The sequence below is a fragment of the Pseudomonas sp. C6002 genome, from assembly GCF_013385805.1.
Classification (GTDB): Bacteria; Pseudomonadota; Gammaproteobacteria; order Pseudomonadales; family Pseudomonadaceae; genus Aquipseudomonas.
Genome location: NZ_JACAPH010000046.1, coordinates 141,440 through 159,890 on the forward strand (window position 1 = coordinate 141,440; position 18,451 = coordinate 159,890).

The 18,451-nt window shown below is 60.9% G+C and carries 16 protein-coding genes; 6 read left to right on the top strand and 10 right to left on the bottom strand.

The window, feature by feature from the left end; translation table 11 throughout:
* Positions 1-27: 27 nt before the first annotated feature.
* From HX817_RS30100 to HX817_RS30110, 3 genes are all read right to left on the bottom strand, one after another.
* Entirely contained in the window at positions 28-549 is a 522-nt protein-coding gene (locus HX817_RS30100; protein ID WP_177022621.1) for an AAA family ATPase, read from the bottom strand.
* Complete coding sequence (pnuC, locus tag HX817_RS30105; RefSeq protein ID WP_003215352.1) at positions 546-1,109, bottom strand: nicotinamide riboside transporter PnuC; 564 nt, start codon at positions 1,107-1,109, stop codon at positions 546-548. Before pnuC ends, HX817_RS30100 begins: the two co-directional genes overlap by 4 nt.
* Positions 1,110-1,253: 144 nt before the next feature.
* Positions 1,254-2,888: a methyl-accepting chemotaxis protein gene (locus HX817_RS30110; protein ID WP_177009413.1), complete on the bottom strand. Its 1,635-nt coding sequence runs from the start codon at positions 2,886-2,888 to the stop codon at positions 1,254-1,256.
* Between the two features lie 229 nt (positions 2,889-3,117).
* Here HX817_RS30110 and HX817_RS30115 point away from each other — a divergent pair, with 229 nt between their 5' ends.
* Together HX817_RS30115 and HX817_RS30120 are read left to right on the top strand one after the other, a co-directional pair.
* Positions 3,118-3,948 carry an undecaprenyl-diphosphate phosphatase gene (locus HX817_RS30115; protein WP_003215357.1) on the top strand — a complete coding sequence of 277 codons (831 nt, stop codon included), beginning with the start codon at positions 3,118-3,120 and terminating at the stop codon, positions 3,946-3,948.
* Positions 3,945-4,328, top strand: a complete 384-nt coding sequence (locus HX817_RS30120) for a DUF1294 domain-containing protein (protein ID WP_003215359.1) — start codon at positions 3,945-3,947, stop codon at positions 4,326-4,328. The genes HX817_RS30115 and HX817_RS30120 overlap by 4 nt, the downstream gene beginning before the upstream one ends.
* Here HX817_RS30120 and HX817_RS30125 read toward each other — a convergent pair.
* Both HX817_RS30125 and HX817_RS30130 read right to left on the bottom strand, forming a co-directional pair.
* Positions 4,311-4,673 carry an MmcQ/YjbR family DNA-binding protein gene (locus HX817_RS30125; RefSeq protein ID WP_032899493.1) on the bottom strand — a complete coding sequence of 121 codons (363 nt, stop codon included), beginning with the start codon at positions 4,671-4,673 and terminating at the stop codon, positions 4,311-4,313. The two genes, HX817_RS30120 and HX817_RS30125, sit on opposite strands and share 18 nt — an antisense overlap.
* Entirely contained in the window at positions 4,670-5,578 is a 909-nt protein-coding gene (locus HX817_RS30130) for a LysR substrate-binding domain-containing protein (RefSeq protein ID WP_003215364.1), read from the bottom strand. The genes HX817_RS30125 and HX817_RS30130 overlap by 4 nt, the downstream gene beginning before the upstream one ends.
* A gap of 125 nt (positions 5,579-5,703) precedes the next feature.
* Between HX817_RS30130 and HX817_RS30135 the strand changes: the two genes are divergently transcribed.
* Together HX817_RS30135 and HX817_RS30140 are read left to right on the top strand one after the other, a co-directional pair.
* Positions 5,704-6,315, top strand: coding sequence for an FMN-dependent NADH-azoreductase (locus HX817_RS30135; RefSeq protein WP_003215366.1), 612 nt, complete (start codon positions 5,704-5,706; stop codon positions 6,313-6,315).
* Between the two features lie 227 nt (positions 6,316-6,542).
* Positions 6,543-7,580, top strand: a complete 1,038-nt coding sequence (locus tag HX817_RS30140; protein ID WP_008436172.1) for a dienelactone hydrolase — start codon at positions 6,543-6,545, stop codon at positions 7,578-7,580.
* Here the strand turns inward: HX817_RS30140 and HX817_RS30145 are convergent.
* The 4 genes from HX817_RS30145 to HX817_RS30160 form a co-directional block, all read right to left on the bottom strand.
* Positions 7,574-8,755, bottom strand: coding sequence for an MFS transporter (locus HX817_RS30145; protein ID WP_177042278.1), 1,182 nt, complete (start codon positions 8,753-8,755; stop codon positions 7,574-7,576). The two genes, HX817_RS30140 and HX817_RS30145, sit on opposite strands and share 7 nt — an antisense overlap.
* A 351-nt stretch (positions 8,756-9,106) precedes the next feature.
* Positions 9,107-10,696, bottom strand: a complete 1,590-nt coding sequence (locus HX817_RS30150; RefSeq protein ID WP_008436174.1) for an ABC-F family ATPase — start codon at positions 10,694-10,696, stop codon at positions 9,107-9,109.
* Between the two features lie 162 nt (positions 10,697-10,858).
* On the bottom strand, positions 10,859-12,097 hold the full coding sequence (locus HX817_RS30155; RefSeq protein WP_087692676.1) for an MFS transporter: 1,239 nt from the start codon (positions 12,095-12,097) through the stop codon (positions 10,859-10,861).
* A 541-nt stretch (positions 12,098-12,638) separates the two neighbouring features.
* Positions 12,639-13,025 (bottom strand): TIGR03067 domain-containing protein, encoded by a 387-nt coding sequence (locus HX817_RS30160; protein ID WP_177042280.1) that lies wholly within the window; start codon positions 13,023-13,025, stop codon positions 12,639-12,641.
* A gap of 400 nt (positions 13,026-13,425) precedes the next feature.
* Between HX817_RS30160 and HX817_RS30165 the strand changes: the two genes are divergently transcribed.
* Both HX817_RS30165 and lpxO read left to right on the top strand, forming a co-directional pair.
* On the top strand, positions 13,426-14,766 hold the full coding sequence (locus HX817_RS30165; RefSeq protein WP_177042251.1) for an LPS O-antigen chain length determinant protein WzzB: 1,341 nt from the start codon (positions 13,426-13,428) through the stop codon (positions 14,764-14,766).
* Positions 14,767-15,028: 262 nt separating this feature from the next.
* Entirely contained in the window at positions 15,029-15,928 is a 900-nt protein-coding gene (gene lpxO / locus HX817_RS30170; protein ID WP_008436177.1) for a lipid A hydroxylase LpxO, read from the top strand.
* An 18-nt stretch (positions 15,929-15,946) separates the two neighbouring features.
* On the opposite strand, the gene ligD is transcribed toward lpxO, so the two are convergent.
* The gene (ligD, locus tag HX817_RS30175) at positions 15,947-18,445 is read right to left on the bottom strand and encodes a DNA ligase D (RefSeq protein WP_177042253.1); all 2,499 of its coding nucleotides are present in this window, start codon (positions 18,443-18,445) and stop codon (positions 15,947-15,949) included.
* Positions 18,446-18,451 lie beyond the last annotated feature (6 nt).

Here is an 18,451-nt window from a genome sequence, read left to right on the forward strand (position 1 = left end):
GCGGTGCATGAAAACCGTCCCCGCCGGTCAATCCAGCAGTTGTTCCACAGCTGAAAAGGCCTGGTCCTGGCGTGCTTGCCAATCCCCACGGATGACCCGTAGCGGTAGATGATGTTGCTCCAGCCAGTCACGACTGGCCTGGAAAAACGCCAGGCGATCGGCAAACTCCGGCTGGCAGCGCTGGCCATCGGCGGTCCACTCCACGTCTTCCGGCGACAGCAGCAGGTGCAGGTCGTAGTGGCGGGCGAGCAGTTCGCTGTCGAGCCACGCCGGGTAGTCGCCAAACAGGGTCTGGCTCCACAGCTTGTTGGTCAGCAGGTTGGTGTCGAGGATCAGCAACGCCGGCTGCGCGGCGCGGGCGGCATCTTCCCAGGCCAACTGGCCCCGGGCGATCTCCGGGATATCCGCCAGGGTGGTATCGCGCTGGTGGTGGTCGATGAAATGACGCACGTATTCGCCCACCATTACCCCGCCAAAATGTGCCTGCAACTGGGCGGCCAGCCAGCTTTTACCGCTGGATTCCGGGCCGGCCAGTACCACCACCTTCATGCGTGCAACGCCGGGTCGGCGCGCCATTCACGCCAGCCCTGCACGGCGATCACGGTGAACAAGGCGTAGAGCGCGGCGGTGAGGTACAGGCCTTTGTAGAGGAACAGCCCGACGAAGATCACATCCACGGTGATCCACAACGGCCAGCACTGCACGCGTTTTTGCGCCATCCACATCTGCGCCACCAGGCTGAAGCCGGTCAGGGCCGCGTCCAGCCAGGGTTGGGCGGCGTCGGTCCAGTGGGCCATGGCTGCGCCCAGCAACAGGCTGCCCACAGCACCCACAGCCAGGCCTTGCAGGATCGGTTGCAGGCCCAGGCTGGTGACTTGCCGGCCCTGCTTGACCTCACCGGCGCGGGTCCACTGCCACCAGCCGTAGAGTTGCAGGGCGGCGTAGATCACTTGCAGGAGCATGTCGGAGTAGAGCTTCACATCGAAGAAGATCCAGGTGTACAGCAGCACCATCACCAGGCCGATGGGCCAGCACCACGGGTTCTGTTTAACCGTCAACCAGACAGCGATCACCCCCAGGGCGGCGGCAAACAGTTCAAGCCCGGACATGGCGGTTCCTTGGGGGAGTCGAAGAGGGCGCTGATTGTAACCAATGTGGGAGCGGGCTTGCTCGCGAATGCGGTGAGTCAGCCAACAAATTTGGCACAGATACACCGCATTCGCGAGCAAGCCCGCTCCCACATTTGAGCGGCGTCAGACCTTGAATTGGCGCAGAAGGCTGTCGAGTTGTTCGCTCAGGCCTTTCAAGTGCGCACTCGCGACGCTGGACTGCTGCGCCGCCAGCGCGGTGCTGTGGGACAAGCCGGCTGCCTGGGTGACGTTCTGGTTGATGTCTTCCACCACATGCGCCTGCTGCAACGTGGCGCTGGCAATCGAGGCGTTCAGCCCGTTGAGATTACGCAGCGCCTGGCCGATGGCAGTCAGGCTCGCGCCCGCCTGGCCTGCTTGTTCGATAGTCAGTTGCGAGGCCTGGTGGCTGTCGCTGATGACCTTGACCGCTGCCTCCGAATGGCCTTGCAGGCGCTCGATCATCGCCTGGATCTCTGCCGTGGATTTTTGCGTGCGCTGGGCCAGCAGCCGTACTTCGTCGGCCACCACCGCAAAACCACGGCCTTGCTCCCCGGCGCGGGCCGCTTCGATGGCGGCGTTGAGAGCCAGCAAGTTGGTCTGGTCGGCAATCGAGCGGATCACTTCCAGCACGCCGCCAATCTGCGTGCTTTCAGTCGACAGCGTCCGGATCACCTCCACGGCCTGGCTGATGGTGCCGGAGAGCTGGTCGATCCGTTGCAGGCTGCCATCGATATTGAGCTGGCCCTGTTCGGCCTGCACCTGGGCATCGCGCATTTCGCTGGCGGCATGCTCGGCATTTTTGGCCACGTCCTGTACGCCATAGGTGACTTCATTGATCGCCGTCGCCACCAGTTCCATCTGCTGCGATTGCTGTTGGCTACGGTCATGGGCATCGCTGGCGTTGCTGCCCAGCTCGGTGGACGACTGGCCCAAGGCGTTGGCGCAGGTCTGCAACTGGCCTACCACCTGCCGCAGCTTGGCGGTAAAGCTGTTGAAGTGCCGCGACAATTGAGTGACTTCATCCTGGCCATGGGTGTCGAGGGTGCGGGTCAGGTCGCTTTCGCCACTGGCGATATTGGCCATCGCATTCACTGCCTGCTGCAACGGGCGCACGATGCTGCGGGCTATCAGCACTACCAGCAGGGCCATGATCAGCGCGATCACCAGGCCAACCACCGAGGCTTTCCACACCTGGCCGCGGAACTCGCCTTGCACGTCATCGACATACACGCCGGAACCGATGATCCAGCCCCAGGGTTCGAACAGCTGTATATAGGAGGTCTTGGCCACCGGCGCATCGGCGCCGGGTTTGGGCCAGCGGTAATTCACCATCCCGGCGCCCTTGGCCTTGGCCAGGATCACGAACTCGTTGAACACCGCAAAGCCGTCCGGATCGCGGATGGCCGACAGGTTCTGGCCGTCGAGCTTGGGGTTGGCCGCGTGCATGATCATCACGGGCGTGAGGTCGTTGATCCAGAAGTAGTCGTCCTTTCCGTAGCGCAAGCCACGTACCGCGCTCAAGGCTTGCTTCTGCGCCGCTTCACGGCTCAGGACGCCGCTGGTTTCGAGGCTGTGATAATAAGTCAGGATCCCGCTGGCGGTTTGCACCACGCGCTGGGTCTGCTCACTCTTGGCCTGGTACAGGTCGCCATGAATCTGCTTGAGCATAAGCAGGCCGAGGGTTAGCAGCATCAGCACGGCGACGATCAGGATCAGCCAGAGGCGCCGGCTGATAGACATATTGCGCAAACTGTTCATGGTCCTGTCACTCCGTGTTCTTATAATTTTGGGTGCTGCATCGACATTTCCGGCTTGTCTGATAGGCTTTCGGCCCAGAATCAAAAAACCTGAGTCCTGCCTGATTTTTCACGGAATTTTCGCAGTTCGGCCTTGATTATTTGCGCTGTGCTTGCAGCGCACTCTTCGTTAGTGAACGTCTAAAAAATATCAACGAGGCATGCCGTGGGCATGACCTTTGGGGGAATCGATGGATCTTTGGACCGCCGTACAGGCACTGATACTCGGCGTTGTAGAGGGGCTGACGGAGTTTTTGCCGATCTCCAGTACCGGGCACCAGATTATCGTGGCCGACTTGATCAACTTCGGTGGCGAACGCTTTGAAGCGTTCAATATCATCATCCAGCTGGGCGCGATCCTGGCGGTGGTGTGGGAGTTTCGACGCAAGATCCTCGACGTGGTCATTGGCTTGCCGACCCAGCGCAATGCCCAGCGTTTCACCGTCAACCTGATCATTGCCGTATTGCCGGCGGTGGTACTGGGGGTGATTTTCGCCGACCTGATCAAACACTACCTGTTCAACCCGATCACCGTTGCGGCGGCGTTGGTGGTGGGCGGCGTCATCATGTTGTGGGCCGAGCGCCGCCAGCATGAAGTGCACGCCGAAACCGTCGACGACATCACCTGGAAGGACGCGATCAAAGTCGGCTTTGCCCAGTGCCTGGCCATGATCCCGGGCACCTCGCGCTCGGGCGCTACCATCATTGGCGGCCTGTTGTTCGGCCTGTCACGCAAGACCGCCACCGAGTTCTCGTTTTTCCTGGCGATGCCGACCATGGTCGGCGCAGCGGTGTATTCGGGCTACAAGTACCGTCACCTGTTCCAGCCGGATGACCTGCCGGTGTTTGCCATCGGCTTTGTCACCTCGTTCATCTTCGCGATGATCGCGGTCAAGGCGCTGCTCAAGTTCATCGCCAGCCACAGCTACGCGGCGTTCGCCTGGTACCGGATCGCCTTCGGCCTGGTGATCCTGGCCACCTGGCAGTTCGGCTGGATCGACTGGTCGGCCGTCAAGCCATGATCATCCAGCATCCGCGCTTCAAGGCGTTGGTGTTTGCACTGTTGTGCGCCGCGCCGCTGTTTGGTGCGGCGCTGCTGGGGTACCGCGGGGTTTCGCTGATCCCGCTGGTGGCCTATGGCGTGGTCAGCGTGGTGGCGTTCCTGCTGTACTGGAGCGACAAGCGCAAGGCTCGCGAAGACAGCTGGCGCACCCCGGAAAACGTCCTGCACGCGGTGGAGCTGGCAGGCGGTTGGCCGGGGGCGTTGATTGCCCAGCAGGTGTTCCGCCACAAGACGCGCAAGGTGTCTTATCAGGTGGTGTTCTGGCTGATCGTGTTGCTGCACCAGGTGTTCTGGATTGATCAGCTGTTCCTGGGTGGCACGCTACTCTCGATCTTCTAGCAACAAGCCGACCTGCGTGCGCTTGGGCAGCTTGCTCACCACCAACTGGTGGGAGCGCTGCAACAGGCCACGCAGTTCCTCGGCGCCCAGCGGGTAGGGCGTTTCCATGATGATCCACTGCGCCCGTGCCAGGTACGGCGCCGGGTGGATGCCGGGGCGATCCACATGGCCCAGGAACAGCTCCTTGTCGACCTTGAACGCCAGCGAGTCGCCCCGCAGGTTCTGCAAGGCAAACATCTTGTTGCCGGCAATCGAAAACACCCGCACGCCACCCCATTTGTAATCTTCCCGCGCGCCGGGCAAGCCCAGGCAAAACGTGGCGACTTGTTCTTCGGTCATTCTCATAGCAAACGGTCTCCGCAACCTTTGAAGGCGTTATCCAGGTGGTCGATCCAGGCCCGCACGGCCGGCAACACGCCGCGCCGATGTGGGTACACCGCCTGCAACCAGCCGCCCGGCAATGACCATTGCGGCAAGAGCTGCACCAACTGGCCGTTGGCCAATTCCTCCTCGCAATACATCATCGGCAGCACGGTAAACCCCAGGCCGGCGAGGGCGCAGGCCTTGCGTACCAGGAAATCATCGATCCCCAGCCGCGCTTCCATCACCAGGTCGTGGCTGCTGCCCTCCGGGCTGAGCATGCGGAAGTGCACCATGCGGTCTGCTTCCAGGGCGCCCAGCACCGGCAGTTGCTTGAGGTCTTCCAGGGTGTCGATCTGCCGCTCACGCACAAAGTCGGGGCTGGCGACAATCGCGGTCTGGGCCTGGCGCAGGCGCTTGGTCACCAGCAGCGGGTCTTCATCCCCAAGCTCGCGCACGCGCAAGGCCACATCAATGCCTTCGGCCACCAGGTCGACGCGGCGGTTGACCAGGTTCATCTCCAACTGCACCAGCGGGTTGGCGGTGAGAAACTCCGCCACCACGGTCTGCAGGAATTGGTGAGCCAGGCCCACGGGGCTGCTGACCCGCAGCCGGCCACGGGGTTCGCTGGACATGCTGGCCACTGCCTCATCGGCCATTTCCGCCTCCAGCAGCATTGCCTGGCAGTGGCGCAGGTAGCGTTCACCCACGGCAGTGAGGGTCAGTTGGCGGGTGGTACGTTGCAGCAAGCGGGCGCCGAGGCGTTCTTCCAGCTCGGCAATGCGCCGCGACAGCCGCGACTTGGGAATCCCCAGCAGTCGCCCGGCAGCGGCGAAACCGCCGGCTTCCACCACCTTGGCGAAGTAGTAGAGGTCATTCAGATCTTGCATGGTCGGCCTATTGTCCTGTCAGTGGGACGAATAATCGCATATTGCCTGACTAATCGCTGATTGGTTTCATCTGTAGGCTTATTTCCATTCCGTCGCCCTTGGCGATGCTTACTTGGAGATTAACCATGAAACTGTTGCATATCGATTCCAGCATCCTCGGCGACAACTCGGTTTCCCGTCAGTTGAGCGCAGGTGTCGTCAAGACCTGGCAGGCGGCCGAGCCAGGCGTTGAAGTGACCTACCGTGACCTGGCCAGCGAAGGCATCAACCACTTTTCCGGCGTGACCCTGGGTGCACTGGGCACCGCTGCCGAGCTGCGTGATGCCGTACAGAAACATGAAGCCGAGCTGAGCGCCAACACCCTCGCCGAATTCCTCGCGGCCGACGCCATCGTCCTGGCTGCGCCGATGTACAACTTCACCATCCCGACCCAACTCAAGGCCTGGATCGACCGTATCGCCGTCGCCGGCCAGACATTCCGCTACACCGAAAACGGTCCTGAAGGCCTGGCCGGTGGCAAGAAAGTCATCATCGTGTCGACCTCCGGCGGCCTGCACGTTGGCCAGCCTACCGGTGTGGCTCACGAAGACTACCTGAAAGTACTGCTGGGCTTCCTCGGCATCACCGACATCGAAATCGTCCGCGCTCACGGCCTGGGCTATGGCGATGAAGTGCGCAGCAAGGCGATCAGCGACGCCAACGCAGTGATCAACGAACAATTGTTCGCCGCAGCGTAAGACTTGTGTAAATTTTGCTGTTCCTCGATATCAATCTGATTCGAGGCGCCTAAACTCTGTATTCTGCTCGCCTGAAAAGCGATCGGAGTACGGAGTTTTTTCGTTTACCCGCTGTCACTACTTTGGCCCAGGTTATGCACGCATGGGTAAACCCTGCCAGTCCGAGCGCCTGAACCATGGATACTTCAACAGCTACGCGGGCTTACGCAACAAAGGTGGACATCCCCATGATGCGTCTTTGTGCAGTCTTGGTTCTCTCCCTGCTCGGCGGCCTGATTTCAGTGCAAGCCGCGCCCGCGCCGCACCCCCATTGGAGTGTGGGCTTCCACCGCATGACTTTTCTCGACCCGCTGGATCTGCAGCCGATGAAAGCCGTCGCGTTCTACCCGTCCACCGGCCTGGAACACACCACCCAGGTGGGCGCTTATCACATCGCCGCCACTGAAGACTCGAAAATCGCCATCGGCCGCTTTCCGATGCTGATGCTGTCCCACGGCAATACCGGCACGCCCCTGGCCCTGCACGACCTCGCCACCTCCCTGGCGCGCAAGGGGTTTGTGGTGGTGGCGGTGCTGCACCCTGGCGACAACTACAAGGATCACAGCCGGCTGGGCACCTTGAGCAACCTGTACGGGCGCCCGATCCAGATTTCCGAAGCGATCACCGCCACCCTCGGCGACCCGATGCTGTCGCCATTCGTCAACGTCGACCAGGTAGGCGTCATCGGTTATTCGGCCGGTGGCGAAACCGCGCTGATCCTCGCCGGCGCCAAGCCGGACCTCGACCGCCTGCGCCGCTACTGCCAGCAACGCCCGGAAGATCGCGACGCCTGCACCACCAAGGGCGAGTTGATCGTCGACCGCGACGACCTGCAACCGCAGGCCGACCCGCGTATCCATGCCTTGATGTTGATGGCGCCGTTGAGCCTGATGTTTGGCCGCCACACCCTGGCGGACGTGCATGTACCGGTGCTGCTCTACAGCGGCGACGGCGACAAGCTGGTGGCCGTGGACAAGAACGCCGAGGCCCTGGCGCGCAAACTGCCGGAGCCGCCGGACTTCAAGCTGCTGGCCGGGGCAGGGCACTTTGTGTTCATGGCGCCTTGCGACGAGAGCCAACTGGCCGCGATGCCCGCCATGTGCACCGATGCCGACGGGGTTGACCGTGAAAGCATCCACCGCGACCTGATTTCCGAGGCCGGGCGGTTCTTTAATCACACCCTCGGGCAATCCACCCGGGCGGGCTTGCAGACGGCTGATCAGTAAGCGCGGAGCTTGAGCAGCAACGTCAGGCCCAGGCCGGTGACCGAGAGCAGGGCGGCGCAGAAGAAGATCCACGAGTAGCCCAGGTTCAGCGCCACCGCACCCATCACCGGCCCGGCAATGGCCAGCGCCAGGTCAAAAAACACCGCATATGCACTCAACCCGGCGCCCCGGCTGCTGTTGGGCACCTGCTTGATCGCCTCCACGCCCAGCGCCGGGTACACCAGCGACAAACCAAAGCCGGTCAGCCCGGCGCCGATCAAGGCCACGCCGGTGGACGGTGCCAGCCACAGCAGCGTCAGGCCCAGGGTTTCGATGGTCATGCAGGCAATCGCCGCGGTGAAGCCGCCGAAGCGGTTGATGGCAGAGATAAACACCAGCCGTGACAGGATGAAACACACGCCAAATACCGTCAGGCACCAGGCGGCGCCGGTCCAGCCACGGCTCAGGTAGTAGAGGGTGATAAAGGTGGTGAGGGTGCCGTAGCCAATCGATGCCAGACACAGGCTGGCGCCGAACGGCGCGATACGCCCGAATACCGCCCAGAAGGGCAGCCGCTCGCCGCGCACCACGGGCACCGAAGGTTTGTTGCGAATCAGCAGCAGGCCCAGGGCGGAAAGTGCCGTGAGGGCGATTCCGAGGCTGGTGTAGCCGTAGTCGGCAACCATCACCACCCCAAGCGGTGCACCAATGGCAATCGCGCCGTAGGAGGCGATGCCGTTCCACGAGATCGATCGTGCCGTATGTTCGGCACCGACCGCGCCCATGCACCAACTGATGGTGCCGACGCCGATCAGGCCCTGCGCGACGCCGAGTAACAGCCGGCCGACAATCAATATGCCGAGGCTCAGCAACGGCAAGCTTTGCACCAGCGTGGCGATGAACGTCAGCACCCCGCTCAGCAGAATCCCGCTCAGGCCCAGCACGATAGCGCGCTTGGTGCCCACGTTGTCCGACATGCGCCCCGCCATGGGGCGGCTGAGCAGCGTGGCCAGGTATTGCGAGCCGATGGTTATCCCGGCGACCACCGCGCTGAAACCCAGCTCACCGTGGACATAGCCGGGGATGACGGCAATCGGCAGGCCGATACAGATAAACGCGATAAACGTGTAGAAAACGATGGAGACGATCTGCAGGGTGATCGACAAGGAACTGGGGGGGGGCGGGCTGTGTGGCAGGCATGGGGACTCGTTCGCGGGCGGGCGGTGCGGGCATCATGGCAAGGGCTTGGGGTAAAAGGAAGCAGGCTAACTATATTTGATGATATTGCGGCCCGTGCCTATCCGGCTTTGGATCCATGGGGCCTCCCTGGCCCGGGACGACTAAAGCGGACGCGGTAAAGTGTGGGAGCTGTCGAGCTGTAGCAAGGCTGCGAAGGCGGCGGCATGGTCAATAAAGATGTTGCCTGGCACACCGCTATCGCGGCCTCGCTAAAGCTCGACGGCTCCCACAGAAAAGCAGAGCCATATCCCAAAAAAAAGCCCCATCACACTGGACGGGGCTTTCGCATTTCAAACTACCGGCGGCTCTTAGAAAACCACACCCTGACTACGCAGGTAATCGTCATAAGTCCCGCTGAAGTCGATCACCCCACTCGGGCTCAGCTCGATGATGCGGGTGGCCAGGGACGACACAAACTCCCGGTCATGGCTGACAAAGATCAGCGTACCCGGGTAGTTCTCCAACGCCAGGTTCAGCGCCTCGATGGACTCCATATCCAAGTGGTTGGTCGGCTCGTCCATGATCAGCACGTTCGGCTTTTGCAGGATCAGCTTGCCGAACAGCATGCGACCTTGCTCGCCACCGGAAATCACCTTCACCGACTTCAGGATCTCGTCGTTGGAGAACAGCATGCGGCCCAGGGTACCGCGAACCACTTGCTCGCCTTCCTTGGTCCAGCGGCCCATCCAGTCGAACAGGTTGGACTCGTCTTCGAAGTCCGAAGCATGGTCCTGGGCGTAATAGCCCAGTTCAGCCGCGTCGGTCCACTTGACCGTACCGGCATCCGGGGTCAGTTCGTTGACCAGGGTACGCAGCAGGGTGGTCTTGCCGATACCGTTCGGGCCAATGATCGCCACGCGCTCGCCGGCTTCAACCTGGAAGCTGAAGTCCTTGAACAGCGTCTTGCCGTCAAAGCCCTTGGCCATGCGATCGACGATGACCGCCTGGCGGTGCAGCTTCTTGGTCTGGTCGAAGCGGATGAACGGGCTGACGCGGCTCGATGGCTTGACTTCGGCCAGCTGGATCTTGTCGATCGCCTTGGCACGGGAAGTGGCCTGCTTGGCTTTCGAGGCGTTGGCCGAGAAGCGGCTGACGAAGGATTGCAGCTCGGAGATCTGCGCTTTCTTCTTGGCGTTGTCCGACAGCAACTGCTCGCGGGACTGGGTCGCCACGGTCATGTATTCGTCGTAGTTGCCCGGGAACAGGCGCAGCTCGCCGTAGTCCAGGTCGGCCATGTGGGTGCAGACGCTGTTCAGGAAGTGACGGTCGTGAGAGATGATGATCATCAGGCTGTTACGCTGGGTCAGGATGTTTTCCAGCCAGCGGATGGTGTTGATGTCCAGGTGGTTGGTCGGCTCGTCGAGCAGCAACACTTCCGGATCGGAAAACAGCGCCTGGGCCAGCAATACACGCAGCTTCCAGCCTGGTGACACTTCGCTCATCGGGCCGTTGTGCTGCTCGATGCCGATACCCAGGCCCAGCAGCAACTCACCGGCGCGGGATTCGGCGGTGTAGCCGTCCATCTCGGCGAAGTCGGTTTCCAGCTCGGCCACGGCCATGCCGTCGTCTTCGGTCATTTCCGGCAGCGAGTAGATGCGGTCGCGCTCGGCCTTGACCTTCCACAGCTCTTCGTGACCCATGATCACGGTGTCGAGTACGGTGAATTCTTCGTAGGCGAACTGGTCCTGGCGCAGTTTACCCAGGCGCACGTTCGGCTCCAGCATGACCTGGCCGCCCGACGGGTCGAGGTCGCCACCGAGGATTTTCATGAAAGTCGACTTGCCGCAACCGTTGGCACCGATCAGGCCATAACGGTTGCCTGCGCCGAACTTGACCGAAACGTTCTCAAATAGCGGCTTGGCGCCGAACTGCATGGTGATGTTAGCTGTGGAGATCAATTACTTTACCTATCAATAGCTTGGAGTGCGCTAATTTGAGCCGGGCCCATTTTGTGGCCCAGGCCAACGGGCATACGTCGGCAGCGACATCAAGGCTTGGGGCCCAGTCGCTGAGCAGAAAAATGGGTGCATGTTGGAATTTGGCGCGCATTGTCGCATATGTCAGGCGGGAGTTGTATGGCGCTGCACGGATGGATTCGCCCGAGTCTCCGGCATTGCCACCCACACCAGCCCCAATGCGACGGCCGCCACGCCGGCCAGGGTCAGGAACGCGGCGTTGTAACCCGCCCACTGCACGACAAAACCTGCCAGGCTGCTGCTCAAGGCCGCGCCGAGGCCGAATGCCGTGGACAGCGCGCCCAGGCTGACATTGAAGCGTCCGGTGCCCTGGGTGAGGTCTTTGACGATCACCGGAAACAGCGCGCCGAACACCCCGGCGCCGACCCCGTCAAGCATCTGCACCGCCACCAGCCAATAAGGATCACTGGACAGGGTATACAACACGCCCCGCAGCGGCAGGATCATGAAACCGGCGAGCAGCAACGGCTTGCGCCCCCACACGTCGGCCTTCACGCCCACCAGCCAGGCCACCGGCACCATCACCAACTGGGCCGCGACGATGCAGGCCGAGGTCAGCGGCGTGGCCATCTGCAGGTTGATCTGCGACAGCTTCTGGCTGACCAGCGGCAGCATGGCCGCATTGGCCAGGTGAAACAGCGCGCAGCAGATGGCAAACAGCATCAAGGGCCTGTTCGCCAGAAGCACGGCCAACCCCGACGGTTGTTCATGGCCGGTGCCATGCGCAGGGTCGAAACCCCGTGCGACTTCGTGGTCGATTGCCTGGGCTGACACGCAGCTGACCGCGATGACACTCGCCGCAGCCATGACTGCCATCAGATAGAACACCGCCACCGGGCCGAACAGGTAGGCGAACCCACCTGCGAGCAGGGCCGCCACCGCGTTGCCGGCGTGGTTGAAGGTTTCATTGCGGCCGGTGCGCCGGGTAAAAGCGCGCGGCCCGGTGATCCCGAGGGAAATCGCCGAGATGGCCGGCGCAAACACCGAGGCCGCCGCTGCACTGGCCGCCTGGGTCAGCGCCACCAGGCTGAAGGAGCTGACGAAGGGCAGGAGCAGGCAACTGGCAGTCACCAGCAGCGCGGCGATCACGATCACTGCCCGTTTGCTGCGGGTTCGGTCAATCAATGCGCCGGCCGGCGTCTGGGTGAGCAGGGCCGCGATGCCGGCCAGGGTCATGACCACGCCGATGCTGGCGGGGTCCCAGTGGTGCACGGCCAGCAGATAAATCGCCAGGTACGGCCCCAGTCCGTCACGCACGTCCGCCAGGAAGAAGTTCAGGCTGTCCAGGGACAGGGTGTTGCGCAGGTCAGAGCGAGTAGCCATGGCACGGTCTTCAGGCAAGAGGTCGGTAGCAGTAGTGACCCATGGCGTGAAGGTATAGTTTCTGAAGGCGGCGTTGCACTCGTATGGCAATACAAGCAAAAACATTTACAAAGTGGAGCCATTTGCATCGAAAAATAGCGCTGATCGAGGCTTTTTCAGGGCTTTTTATTGTTAACAGTTGAACATCCAATAAGCCTGGCTTATTTTCCGTCCGTTCGCCCTACAGTGAAGGCTCTTTACCGGTTCAAGGATGGCGAGGCTTTCGGTGTAGGGCGGACTTCTTTTGTCGCAATGACCGGAACATATTGGAGACGCAATGGACATGCTGTCAGCCCAGGTATCAAAACCAGCCCGCTCAGCTGCCCCGTGCTACACCCCCACCGCCATCAAGCGCCCGTGCTGATTGGCTGCCGTGCAGGCAAAAAAAGGCCCGTGGGGTAGACGGGCCAAGGTGTTCACTGGAGTAGGTAGCCTTCACCCTATAGGTCAACAAGTGAAGGGCATGTGAAAACCATGTCGCAGGAACGGATGTATCTCCGTGTCAGGGTTTGCGCACGAACGTGCGCATGGTTTGCCCTGGGCCGGTACTGAAGCGGGTAGGGCGGGGCATGCCTTCATCTGCCGCAATAAACACGAAGTGATCACCTTCCAGCCGGTAACTCGCGGGTAACTGCTTGCCGGCATCCTCTCCCATCGAGTCAACCCAGGTAATGCTTTTGGGTGCCGTGCTGGCATCGAGCGTGAAGCTGCCTGCCAGTAAAACCTCGCCGTCGACCGTCACCACCTGGAATTGATCGCCCGAGATTGTCGTGATCGCGCCTGGCGCGCTGTGTTCATCCGTGGGATTGAGCACACCATTGTCTTCCAGCGCCGTTTGTTCCCATGCCCCCTGGAGCGCCTGGAAATCCGCATTTGAAGCAGGTGTCATATAAATTCCTTTTTGGTTAAAAAACGAGCAGTCAATACCTTGGTGCGTAGATGCCTGACGGATAAGCTGAATCGATTTTGTGAGAATTGTCTGTTTTCTCATTGTTGCGTACGAATTTTCCCAGTATTCACGGGTATTTAGCGCCATTTTGTGCGTTGATTCGGAAACGGTTCTTTACAAGTTCGTCTACGCTCAGCACCAGGGTAGGGGCTCCTGCGTAATCTGAACGAAAACAATCTACGGTGATGTGGGATTTTTCCATGACCGAGGTGGTCCGATGACCATCGGTAGACCGTTCGTGTCTTGTGTACAGGGCGTTGTCCCTGATTTTCAAGCGGCCATTCAGTATTTGATGAATATGTGTGACCGCTGACTGTCGACTTTTTAAGGTGCATCAGTTTTGAATAAAACTCCTCGGCTCCACGCTCATGCGGCATCGGACGAAATTGATCTGTTTGAACTGTGTCATGGTATCTGGCGGCAAAAGAAGTTGGTGCTGGGGTGTACGATTCTGGCGGGGGTGCTGGGGGCGGGCTACGCTTTTCTGGCCCCGCGGGAGTATCAGGTCAGCAGTGTGCTGCGCCCGGCTGCCATCAATGAGCTGGATGCTCTGAACCGCTCCGAAGTCTATAAGTTGCCGCCGGCCGACGCCCTGAACAAAGTGGGGGCGCAACTGGACTCATACGAAGCGCGCCTGGGGTTTTTCAAGTCCCATGAGGACTTGTTCAAGGCGTTCCAGAAAACCGGGCAAAGCCTCGAGCAGAGTTTCGAAGAATTCAATCGAAACTCCATCAACCTGAGCCTGCCCGATCCCAAGAAGTCCGACTCCCTGAGCAGCTATATCAAGCTTGAGCTGGAATACCCGGCAGACATCGACGGGGTAGCGATTCTCAACGGCTTTGTAGACTACGCAATTGATTCGGAACGTGCCCAGGTCGGTGCTGACCTTAAAGTGATCGTCAATAACCGCTTGAACGAACTCAAGGGCAAAATCGACGCGGCGCGCTCCAATTACGAAACCGACAAGGAATCGAAGATTGCCAAGCTGCTTGAAGCCGACAGGCTCAAACGGGCCAAGCTGGAGGACGAACTGGGTGCCCTGCGCTTACAGATGAAAATGGAGCGCACGGACCGGCTGGCAGAGCTGGCGGAGGCCATTTCCATCGCCAAGTCGATGGGCATCAAGACCCCGACCACTCCTTCGTCCATGGCAGATGCCTCGCGTAGCGGCTCGAATCAAGTAATGCGCACCGAGGTCAACAACCAGAAAATCCCGCTGTACTTCCTCGGTACAGAGGCGCTTGAGGCGGAACGTGCCGCGTTGCAGGCGCGTACCAGCGACGACTTTACCAACAGCCGCATTGCACAGATTGGCAAAGAGTTGCAGATGCTGGAGGTCAACCGTGAAGTGGAGGTGCTGAAAAATCGCGGGAATGAAGACATTTTCTTGCAGGATGTTGAACCGTTACGAGCGGAAGTCGCGCGTTTGCGAGGCCTGAATATCGACATGAGTGGCCTCAAGCTGGTAACCATTGACCGTCGTGCCCAAGAGCCGCTGAGCCCGATCAAGCCCAAGAAAGCCCTGGTTATGATACTGAGCCTGCTGGCAGGGTTGACCGTGGGTGTACTGATTGCGCTGGGCCGCCATCTGTTGGCACGACGCGAAGCCGTACCCTACTCGGAGTTGGATGAATATCGGCTTTCTCTGCGTACACGCAAGGATGACGAACCGAAAGTCTGACGCCTTCAGCAGCGGGCAGGCCGCCCGGCAAGCCCGCTGCTGCTCTTCCTGGCACACTCACTGGACACCTTTTCACAAATCTTGATTAACCTTTGGTTACAAAGTGTGGCTAAAATAGCTGCCAATGGCCACGACCGGATTGTCACCCAGCCGTTCGTGTTGCCGGTTTTGTGAATTGTGATTTCAGGTGCTGCATCTTCAATCCTCGGCCGTTGTGGGCACGCGGGAGCAGCCTGTTCTCTTCTGACTTGTGACGAATACCTTGAAACTCATCATTGTTGCTCTCTACGTTGCCTCTATTGCGTATGTCCACCTGCGTGGCCGGGTGCGCCACAAGCTGGGGCGCCAGCTCAGTGATCACTCGACCTTCCTGGCTCCGGTGAACTGCTTTCTCTACCTCTTTTCCAAACTGCCCAGCCGACCGTACCTGTCCCCCAGCGACTTTCCCGACCTGAGCCCGCTTCAGGAGCATTGGCAAGAGATCCGCGAGGAAGGCCAGAACCTGCTGCGCGCAGGCGAGATCAAGCGCTCCGACCAGTACAATGACGTGGGTTTCAATTCGTTCTTCAAGTCGGGCTGGAAGCGTTTCTATTTGAAGTGGTACGGCGACAGCCATCCTTCGGCGATGAAGCTGTGCCCGCGCACCACCGAGCTGGTGCAAAGCATCGGCTCGATCAAGGCCGCGATGTTTGCCGAGCTGCCACCGGGCTCAAAGCTGGTACGCCATCGTGACCCGTATGCCGGTTCCTACCGTTACCACCTGGGCCTGGACACGCCCAACTCCCCGGGCTGCTACATCAACGTGGACGGTGAAAACTACTACTGGCGCGATGGTGAACCGGTGATGTTTGACGAGACCTTCATCCACTACGCCGAAAACACCACCGAGCAGAACCGGATCATTCTGTTCTGCGATATCGAACGGCCGATGAAGTACCGCTGGGCGGCCGCGTTCAACCGTTGGTTCAGCCGCAACGTGATGGCTGCGGCCGGTTCGCCCAACGATGCCGGTGACAAGACCGGCGGCCTGAACCGTGCATTTACCCGCCTGTACAAGATTCGCCTGCGGGGCAAGGAGTTGAAGAAACGCAACCGCACCCGTTACTACCTGGAAAAATGGGCGATCTTTGCCGGCCTGGCCGCGATCTTCATCCTCATCTGAACCGGGCAGCGGAGCGCATCAGCCTGGCGGATGCGCCCCCAGCTTCTCCCACATCTTCTTGCTGATCTTCTGCCGATTGGCATAACCCGCCCACGGGTCCTTCTTCAAACCCTGCAAACGCTCGTGCAGGTTAGCCACCGTCCATTGTTGGGCGCTGTGCAAACTCTTCAACTCATCACGACTCACCGGTACCGATACCGGCAGGCCGGGCCGCGCCCGCACCGAGTAGGCGGCTACCGTGCTGGCGCCCCGGGCGTTGCGCAGGTAGTCGATGAAGATCTTGCCCACGCGATTCTTCGGGCCCGAAGTCGCGGTAAAGCGTTCAGGCAACTGCAGCGCCATGAACTGGGCGATGGCCTTGGCGAAGGCCTTTACCGAGTCCCAGCCATCGCGGCGCGCCAGCGGCACCACCAGGTGCAGGCCTTTGCCGCCGCTGGTCTTGACGAACGCTTCAAGCCCCAGTTCATCGAGTACCGACAAGGTCAGTTGCGCCGCTTCAAGCATGCTTTTCCACGGCAGTGCCGGGTCCGGGTCGAGGTCGAGCACAAACAGGTCCGGGGTTTCAATCTTGTCAGCGGTAGCGCCCCAGGTATGCAACTCGACGGTACCCATCTGCACGGCACCGATGAGCGCGGCCGGGCTGTCGATTTCCATCAGCCGCGCATGGCCCGGGTCCAGGGCCTGGTCCAGTTGCTTGATATTCGGGATCGCCAGGCGCTCGGAGTGCTTCTGGAAAAACTGTTCGCCGGCAATGCCTTCCGGTGCCCTGAGCAAGGACACCGGCCGGTTGCGCAGAAAGGGCAGGAGCCATTCGCTGATACCCTCATAGAACTGTGCCAGTTGCAGTTTCTGTGTAGCGCTCTGGGCATCGATGACTCGGTCCGGATGGGTAATCCTGACCCCAGCCACGGCGCCGGTGCCCGCCGCCTTTTTGCGGGGTTTTTCCTTCAGCGATTTGGCCGTCCGCGGCTGCTCATGCACAATCTGCTCCGCCGGCTTGTCGGTGCGCAGCCCGACAAACGCCGCCTGGCGCACCACACCTTCGCGGGTCCATTCGGCAAATTGCACTTCGCCCACCAGCTGCGGCTCGACCCAGTGCACGCCGCGTGCCTGGGCACTGGTCAGGGGCTTGGCCAGCGGTGAAGTCTGGCGTTCCAGCGCCTTCAACTGTGCACTGATCTTTTTCAGCGCGGCCTGATCGAATCCGGTACCTACGCGCCCGGCATACACCAGGTCGCTGTCATCATTGACCGCCAGCAACAGCGCGCCAAACCCGCTGCGCGAACCTTGCGGGCGGGTGAACCCTACGATCACAAATTCCTGGCGCAGCCGGCACTTGAGCTTGATCCAGTCCGGGCTGCGCCTGGAAACGTAGGGGCTGCCGGCACGTTTGCCGATCACGCCCTCCAGCGCCAGGTCGCAGGCACTTTCGAAGATATCCCGCTGGTTGGCAGCAAAGGACTCGGAGAAGCGCAGCAGCTTGCTCTTGCTGCGGCTAACCGCGTCCTTCAGTGCGGTGCGGCGCTCTTCGACAGCGGCTTCGCGCTGGTCGCGGCCGTCCAGGAACGGCGCATCGAACAGGTAATAGACAATGTCCAGGCTGCGGCCGATATCAAAGGCGTTTTGCAGCGCCTGGAAATCCGGCAGCCCGTCGGCGTTCAGGCTGACCACCTCACCGTCAAGCCAACTGTCCTTGAGCTTCAGGGCTTCCAGGGCCTTGGCCTGGCGTGGCAGGCGATCGGTCCAGTCATGGCCATTGCGGGTGAACAGCCGAACTTCGCCATCGCGAATCCGCGCGAGGATGCGATAGCCGTCGAATTTGATCTCGTACACCCAATCGCCTTCCGGTGCACGGTCCACCAGTGTCGCCAGCTGTGGCGCGAGTTGATCGGGCAGGTCGGTTGAGGGCTTGCGCCTGGCTTTCTTCGGCGCTGCGGGCTTTTTCGCAGCCCCCACCGTTGCGTCGCTCAGCACGCTTTTCGGTTCAGCCTGGACCACATCGTAGTCAGCCACCGGGCGTGCCTGCTGATCGTTCTCCTTGATCAACAACCACTGCTCCTTGTCGCCGCTGCCCTTGAGTCGGGTGCGCACCAGCGTCCAGTCGCCTGCCAGTTTTTCGCCGATCAGGCTGAACTTCAGCTTGCCGGCCGCGTAGGCCTTGTGCGGGTCATCGTGGGGCTGCCATACACCGCGATCCCACACGATCACATCGCCAGCGCCGTATTGGCCTGCCGGAATGCTGCCCTCGAAACTGCCGTAGCCCAATGGATGATCTTCCACATGCACCGCGAGGCGCTTCTGGCTCGGGTCGAGGCTTGGGCCCTTGGGCACCGCCCAGCTTTTGAGGACGCCGTCGAGCTCCAGGCGAAAGTCATAATGCAGGTTGCGCGCATCGTGCTTTTGAATCACGAACGACAGGGCATGCGCCCGGTTCCTGGCGCGAGGCGCACTGCCGGCGGGTTCGGCGGTCACGTCGAAGTCGCGCTTGGCGTTGTATTCACTCAGGGGCTTGGCCATGGCGGT

Coding starts and splice junctions, on each gene's coding strand:
- HX817_RS30100 (WP_177022621.1), bottom strand. CDS start 549: ATGAAGGTGGTGGTACTGGCCGGCCCGGAATCCAGCGGTAAAAGCTGG.
- pnuC (WP_003215352.1), bottom strand. CDS start 1,109: ATGTCCGGGCTTGAACTGTTTGCCGCCGCCCTGGGGGTGATCGCTGTC.
- HX817_RS30110 (WP_177009413.1), bottom strand. CDS start 2,888: ATGAACAGTTTGCGCAATATGTCTATCAGCCGGCGCCTCTGGCTGATC.
- HX817_RS30115 (WP_003215357.1), top strand. CDS start 3,118: ATGGATCTTTGGACCGCCGTACAGGCACTGATACTCGGCGTTGTAGAG.
- HX817_RS30120 (WP_003215359.1), top strand. CDS start 3,945: ATGATCATCCAGCATCCGCGCTTCAAGGCGTTGGTGTTTGCACTGTTG.
- HX817_RS30125 (WP_032899493.1), bottom strand. CDS start 4,673: ATGAGAATGACCGAAGAACAAGTCGCCACGTTTTGCCTGGGCTTGCCC.
- HX817_RS30130 (WP_003215364.1), bottom strand. CDS start 5,578: ATGCAAGATCTGAATGACCTCTACTACTTCGCCAAGGTGGTGGAAGCC.
- HX817_RS30135 (WP_003215366.1), top strand. CDS start 5,704: ATGAAACTGTTGCATATCGATTCCAGCATCCTCGGCGACAACTCGGTT.
- HX817_RS30140 (WP_008436172.1), top strand. CDS start 6,543: ATGATGCGTCTTTGTGCAGTCTTGGTTCTCTCCCTGCTCGGCGGCCTG.
- HX817_RS30155 (WP_087692676.1), bottom strand. CDS start 12,097: ATGGCTACTCGCTCTGACCTGCGCAACACCCTGTCCCTGGACAGCCTG.
- HX817_RS30160 (WP_177042280.1), bottom strand. CDS start 13,025: ATGACACCTGCTTCAAATGCGGATTTCCAGGCGCTCCAGGGGGCATGG.
- ligD (WP_177042253.1), bottom strand. CDS start 18,445: ATGGCCAAGCCCCTGAGTGAATACAACGCCAAGCGCGACTTCGACGTG.